The sequence below is a fragment of the Bradymonas sediminis genome, from assembly GCF_003258315.1.
GTDB classification, from domain to species: Bacteria; Myxococcota_A; Bradymonadia; order Bradymonadales; family Bradymonadaceae; genus Bradymonas; species Bradymonas sediminis.
In genome coordinates this window covers 4,439,970-4,465,957 of the sequence record NZ_CP030032.1, presented here as the reverse complement: position 1 = coordinate 4,465,957, position 25,988 = coordinate 4,439,970, and the positions used below count along the sequence as shown (strand labels likewise).

Annotated in this window: 13 protein-coding genes and 1 pseudogene; 8 read left to right on the top strand and 6 right to left on the bottom strand. The window is 62.8% G+C overall.

Annotated features, from left to right (window positions below; genetic code table 11):
- The first annotated feature begins 50 nt into the window (after window positions 1-50).
- A complete protein-coding gene (locus tag DN745_RS16835; protein ID WP_111336654.1) occupies window positions 51-2,615 on the top strand; it encodes an alpha/beta hydrolase in 2,565 nt (854 codons plus the stop codon).
- 81 nt (window positions 2,616-2,696) lie between these two features.
- Here the strand turns inward: DN745_RS16835 and DN745_RS16830 are convergent, their stop codons facing one another.
- From DN745_RS16830 to DN745_RS16810, 5 genes are all read right to left on the bottom strand, one after another.
- Window positions 2,697-3,671, bottom strand: coding sequence for a GGDEF domain-containing protein (locus tag DN745_RS16830; protein WP_111336652.1), 975 nt, complete (start codon window positions 3,669-3,671; stop codon window positions 2,697-2,699).
- Window positions 3,672-3,871: 200 nt separating this feature from the next.
- On the bottom strand, window positions 3,872-5,083 hold the full coding sequence (locus DN745_RS16825; protein WP_133621916.1) for a patatin-like phospholipase family protein: 1,212 nt from the start codon (window positions 5,081-5,083) through the stop codon (window positions 3,872-3,874).
- A 102-nt stretch (window positions 5,084-5,185) separates the two neighbouring features.
- A complete protein-coding gene (mog, locus tag DN745_RS16820) occupies window positions 5,186-5,728 on the bottom strand; it encodes a molybdopterin adenylyltransferase (protein ID WP_111336648.1) in 543 nt (180 codons plus the stop codon).
- Window positions 5,725-6,909, bottom strand: a complete 1,185-nt coding sequence (locus tag DN745_RS16815; protein ID WP_111336646.1) for a Smr/MutS family protein — start codon at window positions 6,907-6,909, stop codon at window positions 5,725-5,727. The genes mog and DN745_RS16815 overlap by 4 nt, the downstream gene beginning before the upstream one ends.
- 42 nt (window positions 6,910-6,951) lie before the next feature.
- The gene (locus DN745_RS16810) at window positions 6,952-8,028 is read right to left on the bottom strand and encodes a DUF4352 domain-containing protein (RefSeq protein ID WP_133621917.1); all 1,077 of its coding nucleotides are present in this window, start codon (window positions 8,026-8,028) and stop codon (window positions 6,952-6,954) included.
- A gap of 385 nt (window positions 8,029-8,413) precedes the next feature.
- Between DN745_RS16810 and DN745_RS16805 the strand changes: the two genes are divergently transcribed.
- The 6 genes and pseudogenes from DN745_RS16805 to DN745_RS16780 all read left to right on the top strand — a co-directional run bounded on the left by DN745_RS16805 (window position 8,414) and on the right by DN745_RS16780 (window position 23,345).
- On the top strand, window positions 8,414-11,812 hold the full coding sequence (locus tag DN745_RS16805; RefSeq protein WP_133621918.1) for a hypothetical protein: 3,399 nt from the start codon (window positions 8,414-8,416) through the stop codon (window positions 11,810-11,812).
- Window positions 11,813-11,820: 8 nt separating this feature from the next.
- Window positions 11,821-13,236 (top strand): OmpP1/FadL family transporter, encoded by a 1,416-nt coding sequence (locus DN745_RS16800; RefSeq protein ID WP_111336640.1) that lies wholly within the window; start codon window positions 11,821-11,823, stop codon window positions 13,234-13,236.
- Window positions 13,237-13,789: 553 nt separating this feature from the next.
- Window positions 13,790-14,563: a helix-turn-helix transcriptional regulator gene (locus tag DN745_RS16795; RefSeq protein ID WP_111336638.1), complete on the top strand. Its 774-nt coding sequence runs from the start codon at window positions 13,790-13,792 to the stop codon at window positions 14,561-14,563.
- Between the two features lie 369 nt (window positions 14,564-14,932).
- A complete protein-coding gene (locus DN745_RS16790) occupies window positions 14,933-19,354 on the top strand; it encodes a coiled-coil domain-containing protein (protein WP_162687746.1) in 4,422 nt (1,473 codons plus the stop codon).
- A gap of 76 nt (window positions 19,355-19,430) precedes the next feature.
- Window positions 19,431-21,674: pseudogene (locus DN745_RS16785) on the top strand (putative metal-binding motif-containing protein); the annotation flags it as partial.
- Window positions 21,675-22,766: 1,092 nt separating this feature from the next.
- Window positions 22,767-23,345, top strand: coding sequence for a hypothetical protein (locus DN745_RS16780; protein ID WP_133621921.1), 579 nt, complete (start codon window positions 22,767-22,769; stop codon window positions 23,343-23,345).
- A 43-nt stretch (window positions 23,346-23,388) separates the two neighbouring features.
- Here DN745_RS16780 and DN745_RS16775 read toward each other — a convergent pair whose 3' ends face one another.
- Entirely contained in the window at window positions 23,389-24,201 is an 813-nt protein-coding gene (locus DN745_RS16775; protein ID WP_111336630.1) for a DUF695 domain-containing protein, read from the bottom strand.
- A gap of 215 nt (window positions 24,202-24,416) precedes the next feature.
- Here DN745_RS16775 and larC point away from each other — a divergent pair, with 215 nt between their 5' ends.
- Window positions 24,417-25,610 carry a nickel pincer cofactor biosynthesis protein LarC gene (gene larC / locus DN745_RS16770; protein ID WP_111336628.1) on the top strand — a complete coding sequence of 398 codons (1,194 nt, stop codon included), beginning with the start codon at window positions 24,417-24,419 and terminating at the stop codon, window positions 25,608-25,610.
- Window positions 25,611-25,988: the final 378 nt, after the last annotated feature.

The window sequence follows — 25,988 nt, the reverse complement described above, 5'->3', positions numbered from 1 at the left end:
TGTAGCGTGTTACGTATCAAATAGACCAACTTTGGCTCAGGGCAAGCAAAATGACGCGTTTTTCAGTCGGTACCATATCTATCCTTGGGGTCGCTGGCGGCGTCGTTTTGGCGCTGTCGGCCTGCAGCTCCGATGCTCAGATGGAGCCGCAAGAGCAGGGGGATGCGGTGGTTCGCGCGCTCTGGAGTCCGAGCGAGAGGGTGCTGCCTACGCCCACCGATCTGGCCCGTGACACCCAAACCGGGCGCCTCGCCCTGGCGACCGACGCGCAGATGTCGCCGGCGCAGCGCGAATTTAACCTCTATCTCAATCACCTCGATGGCTATCCGCTCGGCTCGACCCTCAAGATCCCAATGTCTGGCGAGGTATTTGTGCCCGAGCTTGGCGGGGCGTTCTTTGCGTTCGATGCCGAGAGCCACCGGCGCCTCGATGTGGCGGTGAGTTTCGACGCCGAGACACGGATGATTGAGGCTGCGCCCACCGGCGGGGTCGAGGATGGACTGCAGCCGGGACGAAGGTATGTCTTCGGTCTGCGCGGGTATGAGGGTGGGTTGCGCGGGGCGGCGGGCGAGCCGGTGGTCGCCGATGACCTATTCTATTTGCTGCGCTCGACCTCGCCCATCGACGCGCAGCTCGACGCGATACCCGGCGAGAGTGAGGAGGAGCGGCTGGCGGCAGCGCAGCAATTGAGCGCGCTTCAGCAGGGCTTTGCCCCGCTTATCGAGCAGGCGACCCGCGCGGCCGGCTTCGGGCGCGACGAGCTCGCGGTGCTCGCCGAGTTCACGACGAGCGACAAATCGACCGTGGTTTTTGACCCCAGCTCCGGTGAGATTCCCCAGCCAAATCAGTTGCTTATCGACGCGTCGACGGGGCTCATCGATCTGCCGATCGCCGCCGATGACCCGGCCGAAACCCGCCATATTAAGGAGGTGTTGTCGGCCTATGATGGGTTCTCGATCTCGGGCGCGTTGGTGCTAAAGAGCACGCATCCGGTGGCCCGCGACACGGTGTTGAACCCGGCGAGCGTGCGACTTTTTGAGCGGCGCGAAGACGGCAGCTTCGAGGAGATCACCGATCTTGAGCGCGGCGTCCTCGACGACGAGAAGACCTTCTGGATTCGCCCGCGCCTGACGCTGAAGGCCGACACCGACTATATTTATCTGACCACCGGCGCGCTCAAAGATACGCGCGGTGAGCCGCTGAGCGCCCAGCCGGTCGGGGCGATGCTGCGCTCGAAGGCGGCGCTGACGGACGCGCAGAGCGGCGCGAGTCAGCTCTCGGTCATCGACGACGCAACCGCGCAGACGCTGGAGCCGGTGCGCCAGCGGAGCGAGGCGCTGCTCGACATGCTGCAGGGCGAGTCGGTGATGCGCCAGGAGATGGGCGCCGCGGTGCCTTTCCACACCCAGTCGGCCGCCGAGCTTCTGATGGCGCGCCGCGCCGAGCTCTACACCCGCGACGTCAGCACCGAGCTGATGAACGTCGAAGTCGCCTCGCCGCTGGCCCGGGGGCTGTGGCTGTCGATGCCGCTGGTGCGCACGATCGTGAGCGGGGAGCTCTATACCCTCGATGGGCTCGACCCGCGCACGCGCCGGGCCTATGCCGACGGTCGGGCCGAAGAGCGCCGGACGTCTTTTGTGCTCACCATTCCGACCGGGGTCGAAAAAGGCGAGCCGATTCCGGTGGTCTTATTCGGCCACGGGCTGATGACGAGCCGCGAGCTGACCTATCTTATCGCCAATAAATTGGCGGGCGCGGGTTACGCGGTGTTTTCGCTGGATCTGCCCTATCATGGGGACCGCGCGGTCTGTCTGGCGGACACGGATTGTAGGGGGAATGCGTCCTGCGATGAGGTCGGCCAGTGCAAAAAGGCGGACGGCAGTGAGGGCGAAGTCGCGCGGATTCGCGCGCCGTTTGTGGACGCGGAGTTTCCCATTTCGACCGGTTTTGCCTTCATCGAGGTCGATAATCTGGTGGGGACGCGCGACCACTTCGGCCAGGCGTTGCTGGACTTGATGCAGGGCTACCGCGTGATTAAGCACGCCGATTGGGCGGCGAGCGCCGAGGGGTACACCCTCGCCGGCGACGACGTCGTGTATTTGGGCATGAGCCTGGGCGGGATTCTCGGGGCGAATATGGCGGCGCTGGAGCCGGGGATTCAGGACTTCGTGCTCAACGTGCCGGGCGCCGGATTCTTATCGCTGATCGAGAATTCCGACGCCTTTGTGAGCATCTTTAACAACGCGCTCGTCGAGCGCGGCGCGCCGCGCGGCAGCGACGCGTATTTCAGGTTCTCCAATATAATGCGCTGGTTGCTCGACCCGGTGGACCCGCTCAATATTGCCCATCACGCCACGCAGGAACCGCTGCGTTATGTCGACCCGCAGGACGGTCAGACCAAGACGATGCCTCCCAAGCGTGTGCTGATTCAGATGGCCAAAAACGACGGGGTGGTGCCGAATATCTCGACCCAAATACTCGCCGAGCGCATGGGCCTAGCGATCTCGACCTACGATCCGTCAGTCTCGAATCACGGGTTCTTCTTCGACCCGACTTCGCTATCGGGCTACGCGGCGCGCCAGGAAATGGTCGACTTCTTTGATGCCCGCGAATAGACGCCGCTGAACGCAGGAGGCTGCGCGCCCCAAAGGTCGCGCAGCCTCCATCATGTCTTGGCCCTAAATTTTAAGGAGCAATCAGGAGCCCTTGATCATCAGGCAATTTCGGCCCGCGTTCTTGGCGGCATAAAGCGCGGCGTCGGCGGCGGCGATGAGGTCCTGGGGGGTGGCGGCGTTGACCGCGGGGATTCCCGAGACGCCCAGGCTGATGGTGACCGGGATGACGCGGCCTTTATACTCGAAGGTGTGGCGCTCGATCTTGATGCGCAGGCGGTTGCCGAGTTTGGCGCATTGCTGCAGGCCGATGCCGCGGCAGACGATGGCGAATTCCTCGCCGCCGTAGCGGGCGAAGACGTCTTCGTCGCGCACAGACTCGGCGCTCAGGCGGGCGAGTTGGGCCAGCACATAGTCGCCGGCGAGGTGGCCGAAGGTGTCGTTGGTCTTCTTGAAATGGTCGACGTCGAACATCAGCATGCTCAGGTGCGTGCCGTGGCGCAGCGCGAAGGACATCTCGGCGGCCAGATGCTCGAGCAAATATTTCTTATTATACGCGCCGGTCAGCCCGTCGTGCTGGGCGGCGTGGAGCATATCGTTGGAGAAGCTGACGTCGAGGCGGTCGTGGTAGGTGAACTTCAGGATTGTGGTGCTGCCCAGGGTAATCTTGTCGCCGTCCTTGAGTTGATAGTCGTGGGTCACCAGCTCGCCGTTGACGTAGGTGCCGTTGGCGCTCTTGAGGTCGCGCACGAAGACATAATCACCGCGGCGCTCGATGCGGGCGTGCTTGCGCGAGACGCCGACGTCGTTGAGCTGGACGTCGACCTGGGGGGAGCGGCCCATCGTCATCGGCTCATCGCCGACTTTATGCGGTCGTCCAACATGCTGGCCCGAAATAATGATCAAATAGGCCTGATCGCGCTCGCCGAGGCCTTCGCGCGCCTGGCGAAGCATATCGGCGTTGACGATCATTGTTGTTTCCGACGGCTCTACCAACTCAGCGGACTGGTCTGGAGGGCTGTTGGAAGGGTAGGCGTCATTATTTTCGTGATCAGACATAGTGACCTTGCGGGTTGTGCGGGGTTCGAAAAACACTGATAAATCAGCGTCTTCACCCAAATCTGTTGCCTAATGTTGCCAAAGTAGCGGACAGCATCGGGTTATTCAACTTGAAAAGAGGGCGAGGAACCGGAAAATTTATCGTCGCCACCGCGAGGAGCGCGGCGCGGCGATAGTTTTTCGAGTATATCAAAACCGGTTCAATCTTGGAAGAAAGTTAATAATTCATCATGTGATTCTTTAGCGTCGCTGTATCCCATATCTAGCAACTGGCCGGTATAGCCACCGTCGAAGAGCAGAAAGCTCATCAGGTCGTTGTCCTCGTAGGCTCGATTGGCCGCCGGGGCGCAGATCGCCGCCATCAGGCGCGAGCCCCAGAAGCTCTCGGGAACCTGGGCGGCGAACTCCTGGGCGATGCGGCCGAGGTCCTGGCTGGGGCGCAGCAAGAGCGGCTCGACGATCCGGTAGGGCTGGCCGCGGTGAGTCCGAATGACCTCGTTGAGCGCGCCCTGTAATTCCGCGCCCTGGCGAAGGATTCCGTTGATGCGTTTGAGCACGGCGAGGTCATAGTCGATGGGGTCGAGCAGCACGGCGTCGAGCAATTTTCCGAGCATCATCGCCGGCGGCGGGAACGCGTGGTCGACGGCGTCGTCGGACGGGTCAAAAGGGTCGGGATAGTCGGTGCGCGAATCGCTGAGCAACGAGATGACGAGCACCCGGTCGGCGTCCAGGCGAAGCGCCGGCGAAAGCGGGGTGTTCTGGCGGATGCCGCCGTCGCAAAACCAATGCTTTCCGATCTTAACCGGCGGAAAAACAAAGGGAATCGCGGCGCTGGCCAGGATCTTATCGGCAGTGATGGGCCCGCCGATGGCGACGCGGCGCGGGTCGCGGGTCCAGGGCGGAAGCTCGCTTCGCGCGGTCTGGGCAAAGACCGTGGTTTGGCCGGTGACGATATTGGTGGTGGAGACGGTCAGCGCGTCGATGAGGCCGCGGCCCAGGTTGCGCTGGATATTGTCGATGGGCAGCTCGCGCTCGATGAGATCGCGGAAAAAACTCGCGTAGAGCAGGCCGCCGTGGTGGGGATCTTCGAGGTCTGCGTCGCTTATCTCCCGGCTGACCAGGCTGCGCAGCATCTTCCACATGCTGCTCAGCGACGGCCGCATGACTTCGGGGAATTCGAGGGTGCGCCACAGATACCAGAGGCGTTGGACGCAGAACGCGGGCTCGTCGATCGTGGCGGCCAACCAGGCCGAGTTGATGGCCCCGACGCTGGTGCCGCAGATGACGTCAAAGCGCACCGGGTGCCCCAGGTCTTTGGGCAATTCCTCGACGATATAGCGCAGCACGCCCGCCTCGTAGGCGCCGCGTGCCCCGCCTCCCGACAATACAATGGCGCGTTTGGGTGAGGGCATAAAATCGAACCATTCGGGCAAGATGAGAAGGCGACTAAGAATACGCCGCTATCGGGCGATAAGAAACCCCTCGAAATCGACGTCTAAGGCTTATTTCGCGGTCTATTTCGCGTGTTTAGGCCGAAATGGGACGACTACCTCGGGGTCGCATTGAATGCGCGGTCCTTCGAGCAACTCGATGGTGTAGGGGATGACCTCGAAGAGCTCGTCGAGGATTTCTGCGACGGCCTTCGGGTTGCCCGGCAGGTTCACGATGAGCGCCTGCTTGCGGATGACGCCGACCTGGCGCGACAAGATCGCGGTGGGCACATATTGCAGGCTGATGGCGCGCATCTTTTCGCCGAAGCCGTCGAGCACCTTGTCGGCGACCTCGAGGGTAGCCTCGGGGGTGATGTCGCGGGCGGCGGGGCCGGTGCCGCCGGTGGTCAGCACGAGCTGGCAGCCGGCCTCATCGACCAGCTCGCGCAGGGTCTGGGCGAGGGTCGGCAATTCGTCGGGGACCAGGCGGACCTCGGCGTTCCAATCGCTCGTGATCGCCCGGTCCAGCCAGTCGCGAATGGCGGGGCCGCCGCGGTCCTCATACTCGCCGCGCGAGGCGCGGTCGCTCACCGTCACAATGCCAACTTTTAGGCTGCTGTGTGTCATGCTTCTCGCTCCAATTCTACGATGAGACTTCCATAGTCCCCGGCGCTATTTCGCTCGGGCACATACCCGCGCACGTAGCGAAATCCGGGGCCTTCGAGCCAATGCAAGATCGCCGGCTTGAGCACGGGGAGCCCGTCGGATTGCAGGCCGCGCCCGTGAATGATGCGCACGAAGCGGCGCTTCTCCTTGCATTGAAGATGCACAAATAATTCGACCTGGCGCAGGGCGTCCTCGACGACGTCGCCGCGCACGTTGAGCTCGGGGACCTCGTGCTGGCGCGAGCGCTTTTTATAGCGGTCGTAGAGGTCGCGCTGGGCGGGATCGAAGGCGCCGACTTTGTGGAGCCCCTCGCCGGATTTGGGCAGCGGCGGGGTGATCAGCGACTCCGGAGATTCGCTCGAATAGACCGCAGGCGCGGTGCGCCGCTCGGCGTCTTTGACCGGGTCGGGCTCTGAGGGCAGGCGGTATTTATCGCTGCGCATGACCTTATCGACCTTGCCCACGGTCTTCTCGAAGAGGCGCATCTCGCGGGCCTGGCCGACCGCTTCGCGGGCGTATTCCTCGGCGAGTCGCGCGTCTTCTTCGGCCTGGCGGCGCTGTCTTTTGGTCAGCTTGCCGGCGGGTTTGGTGGGCGTTGGGGCCGGGGCGCGGTCTTCCTGGGGGGGCGGTAATTTGGGCCCCTCACCGGCGAATTTCCCACGATAGATATCCTCCGGGGCGATCCCCTGGACCGACATCTTGAAGAGTTCGGCGTCGGTCAGCGGCCGGGTCGCTTCGGGTTGCGCGTCTTCGGCGGGTGTGTCCGTCGGCGCCGCGTCTTTGGGGGCCTGGCGATTTGAGGCGTCCGTGGCGTCGTAGCGGGCGCCGCGCGCCGCGCCAAGCTTGGAGGCAAGCGTATGCGCCGGCGCACTCTTCTTGCGATACACGTCTTCGGGCGCCATCTCGCGGATGGACTTCTCGAAGAGTTCGGCGTCGCTCAGAGGCGGGGTGTCGTCGGGGTCGGGGGCAATCGAGTCGAAATAAGCGTCGCGCTCGGCGGCTCTTTTTTCTCGGTGTTTATCCGAGTGAGCCGCCGGTTTATCGGCCTCGGGGGGGGATTCTTTGAGGTCCAGATCGAGCGCTTTTAGTTTTTCGGCCAGCAGCCCGGCGAAGGGAGATTTATCGGATTTTTTCTTACTCATTTGAGTGACTAAACTCCCTCGCGCCGTCGGGGTGGGCTCGAATTACTTTTCTTTTTTATCGTCGGGCTTTTGCATCTCTTTGGGCAATTGCGGCTCGCTATGGGTGTAGGGGACCGAGACGCGAACCAGTCCGCTGCCGCCCATGCGCGCTGCCGGGTACTCGAAGATGATCGAGTCGTTCTCTTTGTCGGGAATCTCAAAGAGCTCGAAGTCCGTGACCGATTTGCCCGGCTCGATGGTCACGCTGCCGGTGGTGCGTCCGACCGCGCTGGCGTTGGCCGACAATTTGACGCGCTTTTTGGTGACGTTGCCGGCGTAAACCGCCGCGCCCTCACCACCCTCGACGTCGTGCTCGGGGGTGTATTTGATGGGCTTATCGCCCGGGTTCGAGACGGTATAGGTGACCTTAAGCCACGGGGTGGAGCTGTAGCCCTTGCCCTCGATGGAGTGGGTGGTCTCGATATAGGCGACCTCAGCCGAGTCGACTTTGAGGCTGGCCGGGCCAGCTTGAATCACGTCTCCCGCTTTGTGAACAAGGGGCCCTTTGGGCTCCTTATATTGGTAAGGAACGCGAATCAGCGCCGGCAGATTCCCGTGGGACATCGACGGGGGCATGCTCAAAATCAGCGCCGCGCTCTTTTCGTGCGGAACCTTGAATAAAAAGACGTCTTCGAGCGACTCGCCGTTCTGCAGAACTTTGGTCTGGCTGACCTGGCCCGGCAGGCGTCCCTTCTCCAAATACACCCCGCCGATCGTCTCTTTTGTGGCCGGCGGCAGCGTCGCCTCGGCGCCCGGGTCCGCGTATAATAGCGGCGTGGTCGCCTCGCTCATCGCCTGGGTTTGGTGGGTCGGCGAGTAGGTCAGCGCGGCCTCACCCTTGTTGGTGATCTTGACCTTCAGCGACAAAACCGGCTCGGAGTAGGACACGGTTTTTCCCGCGGAGTCCAACTCCAAATAGAGCAGGTCGTAGCCGGTGACAGAAAATGCGACGTCGCCGGAGACAACCGGCTCGCCCATTTGGCCAACGGCCGGTTTTTCGCAGGCAGCGCCGGCCATCAAAATTGCGGCGGCTAGGAGCAGCAGAACTCGGGTGGCTCGAATTCCGAAGGCGTTGGTCATGACTCAGTCCGATAGATATTCACCGATAACGGTGGTCGTTCGGTGGGGTGGCTCGACCGGTTTTCGCGCGAATCTACTTGCGCGCATGGCGATCGTGCCGACACGTATTAAAAAGTAAGCATTTCAGTGTAAATAATCGCCGTTTTTGCCCCGAAAATCTAGGCAGAAGGCAATCTGCGGTATCTTTGCACAGACGCCGCTGGGTTCGCAACCACATCATCTTATCCGCGGCTATTTCGGCGTCGAATCGTCAAGAATTTAGCGTCGATTTCGCCAACATCCAACCGGACCTCTGGCGCCGCTTCTCTATTTGGCGAAGTGACGCGGGCTCTGGTAGTATCGGGCCGATGTTACTCCCACGAAAGTATAGAGAGCAAAGGTCGTTATGAGAAATAGCACGCACCTTTTTATACGACGCGCGGCGCCGATGCGCGCGCGCCTCTATTTTGTATGCCTCTGCGGCCTTCTATTCTTCGCGCCGATGCTTACCAGTTGCACGGCCGAATACGATTTCGAGCGCGCCGAGCAGGCGCGTGGGACGCTCGGCGAAGAGCTCTACGGCATCTGGCACAAAGACGCGGTGCGCGCGGCCGAGAACTCTGAGCGAAAGACGATGATGCTGGAGTCGCGCAAGGATGAGTTTATCGCGGCGGTCGACGCGGTCGCCCCGCCCGAAAAGCTGGAGGAGGTCGACACCTTCCTGCAGGAGATGCTGTCGCTTATCGACAGCGGCCTGATTCAGGGGCTCACCCGCAAACTTCAGGCGATTTTAAGGGATGCCGTCGCCAATGATGCGTTGCTCAGCTCCATCGCGATTCAGAACCGCCCGAAGCCCGGCGATTTCTTAAGCCCGGTCAGCGGCCAGAACTTTCTGGGCCATTTGATGGGCTACCCGCGGATGCCCGACGTCGCCGCGCGCACCAGCCAGACATTGCTGGCCGCCGACGGCCTGGACGCCGACGGGAATCCGGACATGACAGAGTCGACCGCGCTGCGCGATGTGCTCAACGCGGCCACCGTTTTTCTGGGGAAAAGCGAGCGTGTTCAGCCCACCGATACCGTCGCCTACTCGCTGCAAAATGTGCTGGCCACCGAAGACGAGCGCTTCGCCGAGAACGCGCTTCCGCGCCCCTTGTATGCGGTTGCCTATGATCGTCGCGGGCGGCCGTTGGTCGCCAAAGATGGCTCCGGCATTGCGCCGCCGTTTGCCGACTTCGACAACGACGGACTGGCCGACATCGACGTCGAGGGTAAGTGGGTCTTGGCCGCCGGCGGCAGCAAGAATATCCCGGCGTTTCGCACCACGGTCGACGCCTCGGCGCTGCTCAATCGCGACCCCTACGGGCGCGCGCACGTCGGAAGCAGCGGCAAATATAGCTTCGAATATGTCGACCTGAGTAAGACCGGTGTTCACTTTATGGTGCGCCAATTCGACGCGCTGGCCAAGCGCGAAATCCTGTGGAATCTGGTCGACGCCGCGCCCGCCTTATTGGGGCCGCGCCAGATCAACACCGATTCGCAAGGGGCGTTTTCGGGGTATTCCTCGGATAGCCCGATGCGCGATATATTCTACGCGCTGCTGCATATTCTCGACATCGACACGCTTGACCGGGTGCTGGCCGCGAGCGCGGATTTCCTGGCCACCAACTCGCACGCGTTGGCCGGGCTGGTCTTTGCGCTCAACGAGGCCGTGGAGGTCGTCGATGAGTTCAACACGCAATATCCCGACGCGGGGCTCAACGATAACCAGACCCTCGCCTACGATATGCTCCCGGTGCTCGAGGCCATCTCGGCCGACCCTGACCTATGGCGCGACGTCCTCTGGGCGCTTCGCCAGCCGATCACCCAGCGCACCGGCGAGCCGATGGCGATGCTGCTGAGTTATAAGGACTCGAACCCGGCGGTCCCGGCGGCAAATGGTCCCTACGACAGTTGCTTCCAGGCATGTGACGCGAATTTCCCGATCTTTGAGACCTTCAACGAGGCCAACCCGCAAAGCTGCGTGGAGCGCTATAAAACCAACCAGGCGCTGCAGCGCTATGAGTGCGTGCGCGCGTGTCCAAACGGCGAGATGTTCTCGGAGCCGATGGATTATAGCCTGCCGGAGACCCAGGAAAATATCAGCATGTTCCAGCGGATGTTCCACCTGCTTCGGGACACCACGGGGTCACCCTATAATCTTAAAATGCTCGAGCCGGCGTCGCTGAGCTCGATGCCCGCGATTATCGAGCTTCCCAGCTCCTCCGAGGCTTTTTTGCGCGCGGTCGGCAGCTCGATGGATATGGCCGATTATGTGCCCAATATGGCCGAGCTGCAGCCGCTGCTCGATATGATGGGCGGCTCAAGCTCCCTGGCGAATCTGTTGAGCCAGCTCAGCCCGATCTTCGGCGTTGAGCTGAGTCGGCGCGCGACGCCCCCCGAGATTACCCGCATGTTCAATAAGGCGGATCTCTCGGGTGACCTCGGTCAGATGGGCACCGCGCGCATCACCACGCCGACCTGTAAGGACGGTCACGTGATGGCGAACCATCACGCCGATATGCTCTATGCCGCCGAAGCCAGCGGGATGATCGACACCATCGCGCCGCTTGCCTGCGCGTTCGCCGCCAACGATCAAGAGGAGTTGATGACCCGGCTCTTCGTCATCACCCACGAGCATTATTCCGGCAAGACCGACCTCAACCTGACGGCCGACGGCACGGTGTCGGAGAGCAAGGGCTCGAACCTTCGAAGCCTTGAGCCGGCGCTGCGCGATATCCTCGAGAAGAAGACGCTCTTTAAGGCGCTCTACGAGCTTTCGGTGGCCGCGGAGCGGGTTGAGAGCCAGGGTGTGGTGCCGGACTTCACCGAGCAATTGCGCGTGCTCGTGCACCACGCGGTGCGCAGCGATGACGGCTTCCGCGGGGCCAACGGCGAGGACTCGATCACGCTGGCCGACGGGCGTACGCTTCGGAATTTAAGCCGCGCCACGATCCTTTTAGAGGCCGGCGCGAAGATGAACGCGCGGGTGGAGGGTGACCCGGTGGCCGAAGAGGCGCTCGGCGACATCTTCTCGGCGGTGACCGACGTGCTCCTGGCCGCCGAGTGGCCCGAAGGCGCGCCGATGGCCCAGTTTAGCGACCCCGGGACCATCGCGGTGATGGAGCGCCTAACGCGCCACTTATCGGGCAAAGCCGCCGAGTTGCAGGCCGAAGGACGCCTGAGCGAGTGGCTCACCGAGGAGCAGCTCGACAACTTCGGTGGCCTCTTCGATTCGCGCGCGCTGCCGGCCCTGGTCGACCTGAGCGGGGAGCTCGTGAAGAACCCGCAGGACCGCGAATTGGTCGACGACCTGCTCGATTATATGCTCGGCGAGCCGGCCGGGCGCGACCAGGTGGCGATGGGGCTCTATGTGTTGCTCGTCTATACGCTGCACCAGGATACCTGGGTGCCGGTGTCGAATTTCATGGCGCGCACCCTCGACCCCAACCGCACCTGGCAGGTCGAGCCCTACGGCAAGCTCCCGCTGGCCAGCCACGTGCTGCAGGTGCTCCAGGAGACGGTCGAAAAGGACCCGCAGGGCCGGGGCATTGAGCTCTTCGCCCGGGGCTTCTCGAATATGGAGGACGGCTCGGTGCCCTTCGGGACGATCTTTGAGATTGTCGCCGATTATTTCCGCGCCGACCCGGCGTCACTGGCGCCCTACACCCCCGGCGATTATCGCGTGGTGTTAAACGGGCTGGAGAGCTGGTTGGACGACGACCTTCACGGGCTTGAGCGACTTTACGATATTGTTGATCCCTGAGAGCATTCATGAATTTGTCGACATCGCGACCGCGTCAAGCCCTTAAATTTGTTGGGCTTTTCGCGCTAGTTGGACTCGCCGCAAGCCTCTCCCTGCTGCCCGCGGCGCCCGCGGAGGCGGCCGGGTTTTATCTGCCCGGGCGCGGCGTGCGCCCGCTGGGGCGCGCGGGCGCGTTCGTGGCCAGCGGCCAGGGCAACCTCAATAGCCTCTGGTATAATCCGGCCAATCTCACGCTCACCGACGGCATGCAGCTCACCGTCGACGTCGGGCTGATCGACCTGAGCGCCGACTTCGCCCGCGCCCCGCGCACCGACGAAAATGGCGAGGAGTTCAGCTATGGGAAGGTGTCCAATGAGGCGTGGCCCCAGGCGAGCCCGCAGGTCTTGATCGGCGGGCCCACCGGGGTCGAGGGCTTGAGCTGGGCGGCCGGGTTTTACGCGCCCTATATGAGCGGCGTGACCTACCCGGAGAACGGCCCGCAGCGCTACACGATGGTCAGCAATACCGGCTCGCTGCTGGCGTTTTTCCACGCCGCGCTGGCCTACGAGGTGGGCGATGCGTTCCGGATCGGCGCGGGCGTTCAAAACGCGATCGCCTCGTTTCGGCTCGTCAGCGTCACCTCGGGTTACACCGGGTTGCACGGGCGCCCCGAGGACCGCGACCTCGACATCTTGAGCAAGGTCGAGATGTCCGATTATTTTATCCCCACCGGAAACCTGGGTCTGTGGGTGAAATTGGGCCAAAATTTCGAGGCCGCCATGTCGGTGCAGGGGCCGGTGACCGTCGATGACGCCGACGCCAGGCTCACCGTGCGGATGCCGACGAGCCCGGAGTTCGACAACGCCCGGCTCAGCAATAATAGCATCAGCGCCAAGATGAAGATCCCGCCGGTGTTGCGCGTGGGCCTTCGCTTCGTGACCGAGCCGCTCGACGTCGAGCTGGCGGCGGTGTGGGAGGGGTGGTCGAGCTTTGACGAGATCGGCGCGTCGCCCAACGACGTCGAGGTCGACGGGGTGCCGGGCATCGGCTCGATCCCGGTGGGGCCGCTGAGCATCCCGCAGAACGGGCGAGACACCTATTCGCTGCGCCTGGGCGGCGACTACCGCCTCAACCCCGACCTGTCGCTGCGCGCCGGGCTGGGCTTTGAGACCGGCGCCATCCCCGACGAATATTATAGCGTCTTTTTGCCCGAGTCCGACAAATATAGCCTGGCCGCGGGGCTGACCTGGGCGTTTTCGGAGTGGGAACTCGACTTCGGCGTCGCCTATTATCACTACGCCGACAAGCGTATTACCAACTCCAAGGTCCGCCAGATCAACCCGACCGACACCGACCAGAAGCTGGCGACCATCGTGGGAAATGGCGAGTATTCGGCGCGTTATTTGGTGGTCGGGCTGGGCGTCAATTATGCGTTTGGGCAGTGATCGTTCGGTCACGACCTTCGCGCACCCACGACGTCACCCAAGCAACCCGCGTTCAAAAGCCGCCCGCCGCCGAGGCCTACGCAAAAAACGCTGCGACCCCGGCTACCGATTCTGTCGCGCCCCGATGGGCTGTTATTCCGCGACGCGCTCGCCGATTCAAGGAGGCGCACGGGCACGGGTCGGATGGGGCGCGCGACATCGCCCTGCAAAGATCGTCGGGCGAGCATGGCCGCGGCGCGGCAAGCCCCGCAGGGGCGTAAGAGAGTCATTAGCCGTGGGCGGAGTGCGCCAATCCCGCCAGGGTTGGCGGACGTAGCCTTCGGCGGGGGTCGAATCATGTGCGGGGGTCGATGCCATGGCGGCGGTCGATACCACAACGTGTATCAACACCGAAAAATTTGCACCAAATCACCATAAAGAGCTGGAAACCATCGGTATTAATGTGTTAAATATCGGCGCAATTAATGTGTAATACGGATGAACTAAGAAGCAATCTTTTAACGAGTGAGCGAGTCGGGGCGCCTGATCTATATGCAGGCGCCTTCGCTATATTATGGACCAGATCGACCCCAAAACCTGGCTGGCCTTGATGCGCCTGTGCGGCGAGCTCCACGAGATCGGCGTGGCGCAGGTCGACGCGGCCATCGAGCACCTGCAATTTGAGTTGGGCAAGATCTTAGACTGCGAGCATTTCTGGCTCATCGCGGCCGGACGCGAGCCGGATGGGGCGCCGGTGCCAGTCTTTCGCGAGTCCAGCGGCGTCGATAGCGCGCGGCGCGACGCGATCGCGGCCGATTGGATGGCCAGTACGCCCAATATCTTCGAGGACGTGCTGCTCAAAAATGTCACGCGCTATATGGGGAAACCTGGCGCGCTTTGCCAGACGCCCGAGCGTTTTGACCCCCTGGTCTGGCGCAAGTCGGTGCTGCGCGACCTCTTCTGCGAAACCGGCATCACCTCAAGGCTCACCGCCAATCAGCCGGTAGGCGAGTCGTTTGACCTGACCTTTGGTTTTGATCGGATCGGTCGAAGCGAGCCTTTTAGCGTGCGCGACTGCCAGGTTCTGCGCGTGATGCTGGAGCATCTGGGGCCGCTGGCGCGCTCTTTTGGGCAGCAGCGCGGGTTTTTGCCGGGCCTCAAGGTGCTGTCGCCGCGCGAGCGCAGCGTGCTGCGCTACCTGCTCGGGCCGCTCTCCGAAAAAGAGATCGCCCATGAACTTAATCTCAGCACCGGCTGGCTGCATCAGGTGGTGGTGTCGATTTACCGAAAGCTCAATGTGCGAAGCCGGCCCGAGTTGATGTCGATATGGCTTTCTCACCAGCCTTAGGCGTCCTGCGCAGGGCCATTTAATGCATTTTATTGGGGGTAAGTAGCGCCGCGGCGGGTCTCTTGACGCATGTCTTGTGGGTCTCGGCGCGTCGCAGGCATTCGTCTAACCCAAAATCAGGGGGGGAGCATGGCTGCGCGCGTTCCTGGAATGCCTGCAATGAGGGTCGACCCCCGTTGCAAGGGTGTCTGGGACGGTTGCGTCGCGGGTTTGGTGGCGTTGCAGGCGTTCGCTGAACACGCGCGCCGGAGGCCACCCTACACATCCGTAGGATTGTCGCACCATATGAGTGCGATACTCTCGAACGTCAGAATTCAATCAGATTCGTGCGTTTTTAAGACGAATGAACGCAGACTTTCGAGAGAGACTATGACGATCGATAGGCAACGAGCACTAACGTTTAACACAAGCTTTTTGGGGCGATTTAATGGGCTGGCAACGCTCGCCTTGCTCGTCGGCCTGGCGGCTGGTTGCGGCGACGACCCCGTGAGCAAAATCGACCTGCCGGGGGAGCCCGAGGCACAGGAGCAGGCTCCGGTCGAGATCGCGTCGACCGACGGCTGCGCCATCGACGCGGACTGTGCCGAGGGGCGCTTTTGCTTCTTGGGCCAATGCGCCTACGAGTGCGACGCGACCCAGCCCTGCGCAGACGGGCTGAGCTGCGGCCCGCGCGGTCAATGCGTCAGCGCGCCGAATCCGGGCGATGGCGGCGCAGGTGAGACACCCGCCAAAGAGCCCCGCGAGCTGCCGAGCACCCTGCGCGTGCTCAACTCGCCAGATACCGTCTATCACCTGGGCAAAGAGCAAGAGTCGATCACGTTGACGCTTGAGCTCAGCGAGCCCGCCCCCGAGCAGGGCGTGCGCTACCGCGTGGCACGCGGCTACACCGCCGAGGACGACGCAACCCGCGCCCAGATCCAATATAGCACCGGCGGCGCGCGCACCGTCGAAATCACGCTCGACGCGGGCTCCGCGGCGCTGGCGGATCCTGAAGATCGCAAGATCGAGCAGGTGCGCGTGTACACCGAGCTTGGCGATTATCGCCTGGCGATCGTGCCGCATTACGCGGTCTCCGGGAGCTACGTCGGCACGGCGACCTTTGAGACCTTCGGCAGCACCGGCTTGCCCATTGAATTTCAGGTGGTCACCAAGCCCGACGGGGTCAACCTCGACGAGGCCGAAAAAGCCTGGCTGGTGCTCCCGGTCGGCGAGCAATTTTTGTTCAGCCCGGTGGCCGACCCGGAGGTCGAGTATGTCGCGCGGGAGCTGGTCTACGATGACTTCGTCGAGCAATGGGTGGCCAAATTCGAATTCGGCTTTGCGCTGGACGCCGAAGGCATCGTGAGCGCCCCGGCCACGCAGGTGCGCCGCGCGCTGCGTTTTCAGGTCGAGCCTGGTCAACCGGGCCCCCAGGGGCGCACGTTGATCGGCGAGTTCTCGGACACCTGGACCGGCCTCTATGACGGGCGAAGCGCCAGCGGCGTGCGCCAGATCAAGGACGTCCAATTCAGCGGGCAGCTCGCCATGAGTCGCTTCACCGCCGCGCCTTCATACCAAGATATCTCGGTCGACGCGTATCCCAACGCCGGCCCGGGCCTGCAGGACGCGCCGCCCGTCGACCAATGCGACGCCGTAGTCTTCACGGGCGCCGAGGCGACCATCGACAGCGGCGTTTATGACTGCGCGAGCATCGCCAGCGCGGCCGATTTCGAGTCAGCCGACGCCGACGCCCAGGCGGCTTGCGCCATCGCGGTCTCACACGAGGCGCTCTCCGGGGCGACCACCGGCGAGAAGATCCGCGACTATTTGGACGGAAACGCCACCAACGAATTTGGCCAGAGCTTCGGCGAATTTATGGAGGATTGCGCCGCCGGGACCGACGGCACCTGCCGCCCCGGGCCCCAAGTGCTCTGCGCACGCCAACTCACCGCCCATGCCTACCGCAGCCAGGACGCCCACGCCGACGTCGCCCATCAATTGGTCGACCAATACGGCGCGGTCACCCGCGAGGCGTTTTTGGGCCAGGAGCTCGGCGCATTTGGCACCGACTCCAGGCTTCGGCTCGAGTGGCTCAAGTCCACCGATTACCCGGCCGTGGTCGTCTCCGAGGTCAAGGCGCTCAACGAGCAATTGCTCGACGATTGGAAGCAAAAGGTGCTCGATGTGCACCTGAGCGTGCTCAAAGGGCAATTCGACCCGAGCGGGTTGGCCGTGCTCAGCCAGGAGCCTGAGGGGGCGCAGGCCTCGGATTCGCGCAAACAATTGCTGACCTATATGACCCAGAGCTGGCGCGGATCGATGAACGCGCTGACGCTCGCCACGACCCGCTGGAATGGCCTGTTGCAGGTCGAGGCCGATCGCGCCGAGAAGGCCCAGATGGTCTCAAGCCGGCTGGTCGACCTCTACCTGGCCGCGGGCATCCTGCGAAACCTCAACCTCGCCGCGGGCACCGGGTATTTGAGTGCGCAGCTCGCCGACGGCTTCGCCGATCTGCAGCGCGAGCTGGGCAAATTGAGCCTGCCCTTCGACGAGCTGATCTACGCGCGCGACGCCGAGGTCGTGGTCAACACCTCGGTCGACCCCCAATCCGGCAATGACACGCTGCTGGCCGAGCGCGAGGACGACGCCGTCGCCGAGATCGAGCGCGCCCACGGGTCGGTCACCTCGGTCATCGAGCGCGCCCAGGCAGAGGCGCTCAGCGAGACCGAGCTGCGAAACCGCATGAATAACGAGGTTAACGACCTGCGCGATAGCCTGGTCGAGTTGTGCGGGCTGCCGGTGGGCTGCACCACCAACGATATCCGCACCGACCCGACCTGTCGGGTGCGCGTGGACGCCGGAAAATGTGGTTTTTTGCTCGATAAAGAGACCGACCAGATCACCGGCTTTGGCTCCGGCGATCAGAGCGTCTCCGAAGGTGGACGCGCGCTGCTCGATGTGGCGAACGCCGCCCAAAATATCGGCATCGCCCAGGCGGACCTCGACGCCCTGGTCCAACGCGCCGCGCTTGAGAAGCAGGAACTCGATGTCTTCGCGGTGGCGATCAACGACTGGAATACCATGCGCCTGAGCGGCGTGGAGCGGCTTGAGACCAATATTGCCAAGCGCCAGGCGATCCGAGACGAGGCGGTCAACCAGATTCTCGACGACGTCAGCGAGCGCGCCCAAATTCGCGCAGCCGCCATTGAGTCGACCCGCGAGACCTTTGCGGATTGGGATAAAATCCGGCGCGAGGGCGTGGAGGTCGAGATGGGATATTTGATCTCGGCGAACGCGGCGCAAGAGACCGCCGACACCATGCGAAATAGCGCCGAAACGATCCATGATTTTACCGACGCTTTCGCCGATGGGCTGCCCAAAGGGAGCGATGATTTTATGTCGGCCGGGCGGCTTTCGACGAAGTTGGTGGGCGCCGCCACGACCGCGGGCCTTCGCACGGGCGCGATGGGATTTGATATTGCAGCCACGGTTTTGGAGACCGCGCGCGAGGCCTATCAGCTCGACGGCGACGCCACCATGGCCAAGCTGCAAGACGATAACGACTTAAGCTCGGCGATCACCGAGCAGGAGCTGGACGACCTCAAAGACCATATGATCGCGACCGAGACCCAGTCGCAGGCCGAGATCGACCAACTCCAGGAGATCATCGAGGCCGCCCAGGCCTACCAGAGTGCTCAGCTTAGCTTTGCGCGCGATATGGACGACTTCCGCCAGCGCCGCCTTGACCTTCGCCAGAAGCTCACCGGCATCGCCGGGCTGGATCTGCGCGTGCAGCAGGCGCGCCTGCAATATGAGCAGGCCGTGGCGGTCTACCTGGGCATCGCCCAGCGCGCGCGCCTGCAGGACGCCAAGCTCCAGGATCTGCTTCGCCAGCGTGAGCGCGTCAACGAATTGGTCGGCTCGCCGGCGGTGATCTTTGGGCGTGCGAATCGCCTGGATCAGGCCGAGGTTCGCCTCGACCGGGCCAAGGACAAGCTGATGGATTGGCTTGTCGCCCTTGAATATTACGCGGTGCGCCCGTTCATGAACCAGCGCCTGTCGATCTTGTTGGCGCGCAATACCTACCAGCTCGAGAAGATCGCCGAGGACCTCAAGCGCCTGCAGCGAAGCTGCGGCGGGCCGACCAACCAGGTCAGCTCGGATCTATCGCTTCGTGACGGGCTTCTCGGGCTGTCGCTGCCCAGCCTTGACCCGGTTACAGGTGAGTCGATGTCGCCCAGCGAGCGGCTGCGCGCGGTGCTTGGGCGCGGGTATGTGCCGGTCGACAAGCGCGTGCGCTATAGCACCGATGACTCCATCGGCAGCCTGATGTCGCGCGACCCGGATATCCTGTCGGCGACCTTCTTTATCGACCTGAGCGACTTCGCCAACCTGGAGCTTACGTGCAACGCCAAGATCCGCTCGGTGGACGTCGAGCTGGTGGGCGATTTGGGCGAGGCGCGCCCGACCGTGAGTATTTTGTACGACGGCACCAGCGCGCTGCGCTCTTGCCAGCCGGGGATCGACGATTATGTCGCCCAATTCGGCGCGAATGCCACGAATTATGGCAAGATCACCCACCTCAGGACGGTCGGTCGCTCGATGTCTCCGGTGGCCGGGATCAACGAATTTGGCGACCCCAGCACCTCGAGCCAGACGCTCGGCGGGCTGCCGCTGGCCAGTCAATACACGATCCTTATCAACAAGCGGGCGGGCGAGAACTCGAAGGTGGATTGGAGCAAGCTCGAGGATGTGCGGCTTCGGCTGAGCTATGACTACCAGGATATCTTCCCGGTCGGTCAGTGCGAATAGCCACGATGGAGATGCGCAGCGATGCGCTCGCTGCCTGTATTTTTGAATCGCTTCCATAAAGAAAACGGAATGGGTTATGAGTAGTTCTGTATATAAATCAATGCTTTGCGTGTTATTCGCCATGCTTGTCGGGTGCACCGAGGACTCGCCGACTCAGCGCCAGGACCTGCGGGATTCGGGGGTGTCGGACACCGGTCAGGCCGACGTGCGCGCGAGCGATGCCGACCGTGACACCGCCACGCCCGACGCCAGCGCCGATGATATCTCGTCGGACGCAAGCTCGGCGGACGCCGACACCGCTGAGCCGCCCACCGGGCGCACGCTCAGCGATTATCGCCGGTGTCAGTCCAACCTGGATTGCCCGGTGGGGCTGGGCGTGTGTGTCAAGGAGGTGAGCCTGAGCCGGGCGAACGCGGCCGGTGAGACGCGCGTGGCGATGACGGATATCTTTGTCGAATTGGGCGAGGATGAGGGCGTTTGCAGTCTGGATTGCACAAGCAGCGCGGATGTCTGCGCCGCCCTGTCGGTCAACGGGATCGAAGCCGATGCCAGGCCGCATACCTGCCAATTGGTGACCACGGCCGAGGCGCCGTACCCCGAGGTGCAGCCGGCGTTCCCCTTCGACGCCCAGCTCGACTCCATTGCCCAGTTGCAGGGCCAGGCCTTCGGCGCGATTTGCCGCGCGCCGTTCGAGCTCGCCCCGGCGGTCTCCGATGCGTTCTGTGAGCGTTGCGATGGCCCGGATAGCTGCGGCGACGGGACCTCGCTGTGCTGGAGCGCCAAGACGGACGCCGCCGCCCAAGACGGCGAGTCGGGGCAATGCCTGACGCCCTGCGAGGGCGACGACACCTGCCCGATGGGTTTTGCCTGCGACGTGACCGACGCCGACGGCCAATCCTATTGTCGCCCGGCGCTGGGGACCTGCACGGCGTGCCAGGACCGCGACCAGGACGGCTTCGGCACCGGTCAATGCGGCACTGCCGAATCGCCGGTGACCCCGCACGACTGCGATGACCTAAACCCGCAGGCCTATTATGACCCCGATAATATGGACCACGCCTTCCCGGCGACCTGCGGCGAGCAGGATTTCAATTGCAACGGTCTGAGCGACGCCGTCGAGCAGATCAGTGCGAGTGACTATCCGGAAGAGCATTGCGGCGGGTGCTTCGACACCTGCGCGGGCACGCTTCCAAACGGGCAAAAATTCTGCCAGCAGAGCGCGACGCCCGGCGTGGGTGAGTGCGCGGCGCAGTGTGAGACCGACGCCGACGGTGTCATGCTTTATGCCGATTGCGACGGTGACCTCAGCAACGGCTGTGAGGTCGAGGCCAACGACCCGTCCCGGCAATTCTATCGCGACGCCGACGGCGACGGCTACGGCGACCCCAACGATCGCGTGTTCGACTGCGGCGATACCGGCGCGCCGGCGGGTTATGTGGCCAACGCCGACGACTGCGACGACACCTCCTCGGCCGCCCACGGCGGGGCGAATCCGCCCGCTGAGCTGTGTGACGGGCTCGACAATGACTGCAACGGCGACGTCGACGACAGCCCGACCGACGCCGCGCTGGGCTTAAACTGCGCGGACTCCGGTTACCTGGGCGCCTGCAAGGCGGGGCATAATGTGTGCGAGGGCGGACAAATCGTGTGTGCGCCCGACATTTTACCCGGCGAGCAGGCCGAGACCTGTGCCACGCCCGAGGTCGATGACGATTGCGACGGGTCGCTCTTTAACGCGCAGCCCGAGGACCATTATCGCTATTATTACGATAACGATGGCGACAATTATGGTGACGGAGTGGTGTTGAGCTGCTCGGCGACGCCGCCGCCGGGCACCTCGGTCAACTGGGGGGATTGCAACGATAGCGACCCCGAGATTCGCCCGCTGCGCCAGGAGATCTGCGGCGACCAGATCGACAATAATTGCAGCGGCCAGACCGATACGGTGAACCCCATCGGCGCCAATAACGAGCCTGAGAGCCGCGAGTACGCGGTGAACGCGAAGGTTTGGTACCGCGACACCGACGGCGATGGCTACGGCGACCCGGCCAACCAGGTGCACAAATGCGTCGACCCCGCCCCGGGCAGTGGGTGGGTGCTCAACGGCGATGATTGTGACGTCAATGACAGCACCAAGACGCTGGAGCAGACATATTATTATGACGGCGATGGCGACGGTTTTATCGACGTGAATAATTCAATCTCGTCGTGCGGGAGGCCGGGGAATATCAAATATATTCTGCCGCCTTTTGGCGATCCTCAGGTCAAAAAGGATTGCCATGATGGCGAGAGCCGGATTCACCCGGGCGCGGGCGAGACCTGCAATGGGCGGGATAACGATTGTAACGGGGTTGAAGACGACGCGGCGGAGTGTCCGATCGGCGATGGCCTGCTGAGCTGGGCTGGCAGCTATAGTGCCGCGACGAACCCCAATCACGATATCGGCGCCAGTGGCAACCACGCCAATGAGCCGGGAGGGTTGTACTCTCCGGTATGTCCGGCCGGCTCGGTGTGGAGCGCCGCGCGGGTGAATTATCGCCCCGACCATGGGAACCCCAACGGTGTGACCCCGCTGGCCTGGATCGAGCCGGGGTGCCAGGAATTCCAATTAGAGAAGCTCGCCGCCGGCTCCTTCACCGGTGATAACCAATACTCGCTCAAAAAGCGCAGCGGCCCGATCAATTATATCGGCGGGCATAGCTCGATTTATCAGGGGGGCAACCAAACCGAGGTGTTTACGTGCGCGGCCAATGAGGCGATCTATCGGGTCGATATTCGGAGCAGTGGAGGTCTGACATCCCAGGTGTCCTTTTATTGCCGGCCGTATCGGGTCACCAATAATAATGGATTGACGGCTTATGTATTTGAGCAGGAGTCGAATAGCGGAACGGCTCAATCCTTTGGACACGAGTGGGGAGGATACGAGCCCCAGTCCTGCGGAGCGAATCAGGTCGCCGTGGGCTTAAGCACGGTGACGTCCAGGCGCAATACGATTGATTATGGCAACACGAATGTGTGGAATATCCTGCGCGTGCGCGTGGCCTGCGCGGACCTTGAACTGCCGACATATTAGCCGATAAGGCCGCGGCCGGGGCCTGGGTGGAGTCGAATCGACATAATTGGAAATGGGGTATGCTGCGGTTGCGTCTGCATTGCGTGGATCTGAAAACTAAGAAGATCACCCCCTAAATCTGGGGTTTGATCTCCATCAACCCAAAACGCCCCGAAGCTCTCGCTCGGGGCGTTTTGGCGTATGGAGAGCCCATTGCATACCCCCGAAAGAGCGTGGCTGAGCGCAGGTTCCCGCCGAACTGGGGAGACGACGCTTTGGATATTTGATAGGTACGTACCGATTGGCGCCAGGGCGCATGAAGCGATACGTGGCGTTACCTTGGAAACTCTGGAGACTTTGATGATGTATGGACTTCGCTTGCGACCGGTTGGTCTGAGGTTATCACTTTTTTTCGCCGTCCTGCTGCTCTGGGGATGTGGCACTGGCGCCGGTCAACTGAAAAATAAACAGGTGGCGCTTAGCGAGATATCGGCCGAAGACCAGCCTATCGTGGTGACCGCCGGGGACGGGAGCATGCGGCGGGTCGCGCTGGATGGCTCCGAGGGTGTGGGGGCTAAGGCGGGTGCGTTGCTATCGTCCGAGGAGGGCGACCTCGCGGCGGCCCAGGCGCTGCGCCCCAAGGAATGCAGCGGTGGGCCCGAGGGCGGCGGCAAGCTTATCCTTGAGTTTTATCAGGGCAACGCGCGCTTGAGCGTGTCGCGCGTCAACGGCCAGTTGGTCGAGTTGGTCGTGCTCGCCGGGGATAAGGGGGGGACGAATCTTCTTGAGCCGCCCATTCAGCCGTATTTTTTCTCGGATACCTGCGAGCTGGTTGTCTTCGGCTTTGATGGGCAGATCTGGGTGGTTGAGGTCGACAGCCGGCGGGTGAGCCCGCTGGCCCCGGGCGTGGATGCGTTCACGCTCGCGCGCACCGATTGACGCCAAGTTAAACGGCTGCGAGCGTCTGTTTGGGGGCATTGGATCAATCGCCCCGATCATCGGGCGTATACCACCCCTCATACTCCCCGCCGAAACTCATCGCGCGCCGATAAATATCGCGCACCCGATCGTTGAGTGAGTCGAGCTGCAGGCGTTGGTAATGGCTGACCATCAGGCCGTATTCGACCTCGAGGTCGGCGTCCGGGGCGGGCAGGCCCGGGATCTGGAAGGGGTGCATATCTTCGTCTTCGACGTCGGGGAAATGCGCCTCATAGTCCTCCATGGGCAGGGATTGGGCGAAGTCCTGGCGGTCTTCGGGGGAGGTGAACCAGAAGGTATGGTTGAGGGTGAGGCCGTCGTTTTCCTGGAAATGGCGCGACAGCAGGCCCTCGTAGTTTTGGCGGGTCTCGATGAGGTGGCGCTCCTGGGGGGAGGGCATCAAAAACTCGCGGAACACCGACCAGTCGGGGTCGTGCTTGGCGTGGGCGTGGACCTCGAGGTCGGGAAATTGTGCGCCGATCGCCTTTTGGAGTTGCTCGGCGAAGGGGGACTCGGAGTAGATAAACCACTCGGTGCTGCGCGCGGTTGAGACCGAGCCGGCCATGCGGGGGGCGTCGTCGGGCAGGGCGTCGGCGCCGGGTTCGATATGCAGGATGCTGGTGATCTGGGGGTGGCCGCCGGCCGGGTCGTCCTGGGCGTCGGCGCCGGGCAGCGAGATGCGCAGCGAGTTGACCCACTCCAGGTTCTTGAGCGGCGCGCGCGCCTCCAGGCTGAGGTTCACGCCGACCATGGTGTCGGCCGCGCCGACGCGCCGCGGGAAGGTCTCGATGGTCTGTGTTTTTTTAGCGAAACTCATGGGGCAATACCTTATGGCGTGCTATAGGGCTGGGGTCGGGCGCGTTTAATGGGCGCCGCCTTGGCTGGGCGATCGCCTTGATTCATACAAGGCCGCGGCGTGTTTGGAAACGCTTGTTTTTGAGGTCGACGCCGCGATGTAATGCGGTATTTTTTGTGCGTGTATAAACTTAGGGTCGGTGCGCATGCAGCGACGCGTTCAAATAGAGGAAACACATGAAACATATTCATCTCGATATGCTCGGCGGACTCGCCGGCGATATGTTCCTGGCCGCGGCGGTCGACGCGGAGTTGGTCGATCTCAAGGCGCTGGAGGCGGCGCTCAGCTCGCTGGGCGTGGGCCAGATTCGCGTGGTCGCCGAGAAGGTCATGCGCGGGGCGTTCTCGGCCACCCACGTGCATTTTGAGGGCTGGGACCCCAGCGAAGAGCGCGACCACCGCCACCTGTCGACCATCCTCGAGATGCTCGAAGACAGCGGGCTCAGCGCGCCGGTGAAGGCGCGGGCCACTGAGATGTTCTATAGGCTCGGGGCTTCGGAGGCCAAGGTTCACGCCATCCCGATCGAGACGGTGCATTTCCACGAATGCGGCGCGCTCGACTCGATCTTCGACTTCGTGTCGGCCGCCTTTATCATCGAGCATAGCGCGGCGACCTGGTCGGCCGGGCCGGTGCCCACGGGCACGGGGACCGTCGAGACCGACCACGGCACGGTGCCGCTGCCGGTGCCGGCGACCGCCGCGATCCTGGAGGGCTTCGAGCTGACCCCCAAGGGCGTGTCGGCCGAGTTGGTGACCCCCACCGGCGCGACGATCCTGAAGACCCTGCGCGACCTCAACCCTGGATTCTCGCGTCCGTCCGCCATCGCGCGCGGCGTGGGCTATGGGGCCGGAACCCGCGACCTCAAGGCATTCGCCAATGTGGTGCGCGTGATGATCCTCGAGGTCGAAGACCGCGCGCAGACCAGGCGCGAGGTCGTGGCGAAGTTGTCGTGTGAGATCGACGATATGAACCCCGAGCTCTTCGCCAGCGTCGAGGAGTCGCTCTTTGGCGCCGGCGCCCTCGACGTCGTGCGCGAGGCCGTGCTCATGAAAAAAGGGCGCCAGGGCACCCGCGTCAACGTACTCGCCGAGCCCCACAACACCCAGGCGCTGGCCGATATTCTCTTCCTCGAAAGCACCACGTTCGGGGTGCGCATCGAGGAGATCGAGCGGCTGATCCTGGCGCGAAAAATCGTCGAGGTCGAGACCTCCGCCGGCACGGTGCGCCTTAAGGTTGGCCTGCAAAATGGCGAGGCGATTAAGGCGGCGCCGGAGTATGAGGACTGCGCGCGATTGGCCAGGGAGACCGGGCAGCCGGCGCGGGCGATTTATGCTGAGGCGGTCGCGCTTTATTGGGCGTCGACGCAATAAGCCATCATTTATTTGTAATTTTTGGACGTTTCGCGAGGCCCCGGGGAGACCCGGGGCTTTTTGTTTTTGACGTTCGTCGACGGGCTATGGCGCGGCGTGGCTGCGATACGCGCTCAAAGAATATGGTTTTTTAGTTACCTCTTCTCGATCGCTTGACGGCACAATGTCATTCTGTAATATTTTTGGGTGTAGTTAGTTCTTCACGCCTAGGGGTGGCGCTCAGCTTAATCGTGACGATTTTTTGGCGCATCATATAACCCCAACCGCGCACCCAAGATGGCTATCTGTTGCGTCTGAAGCATAGGCGCGGGGGGGGGCGCGACGGGGAGAACTGTCTTTTGTAGATGCTCGCGTGTCATTCCTAAAACGCATGAGAGA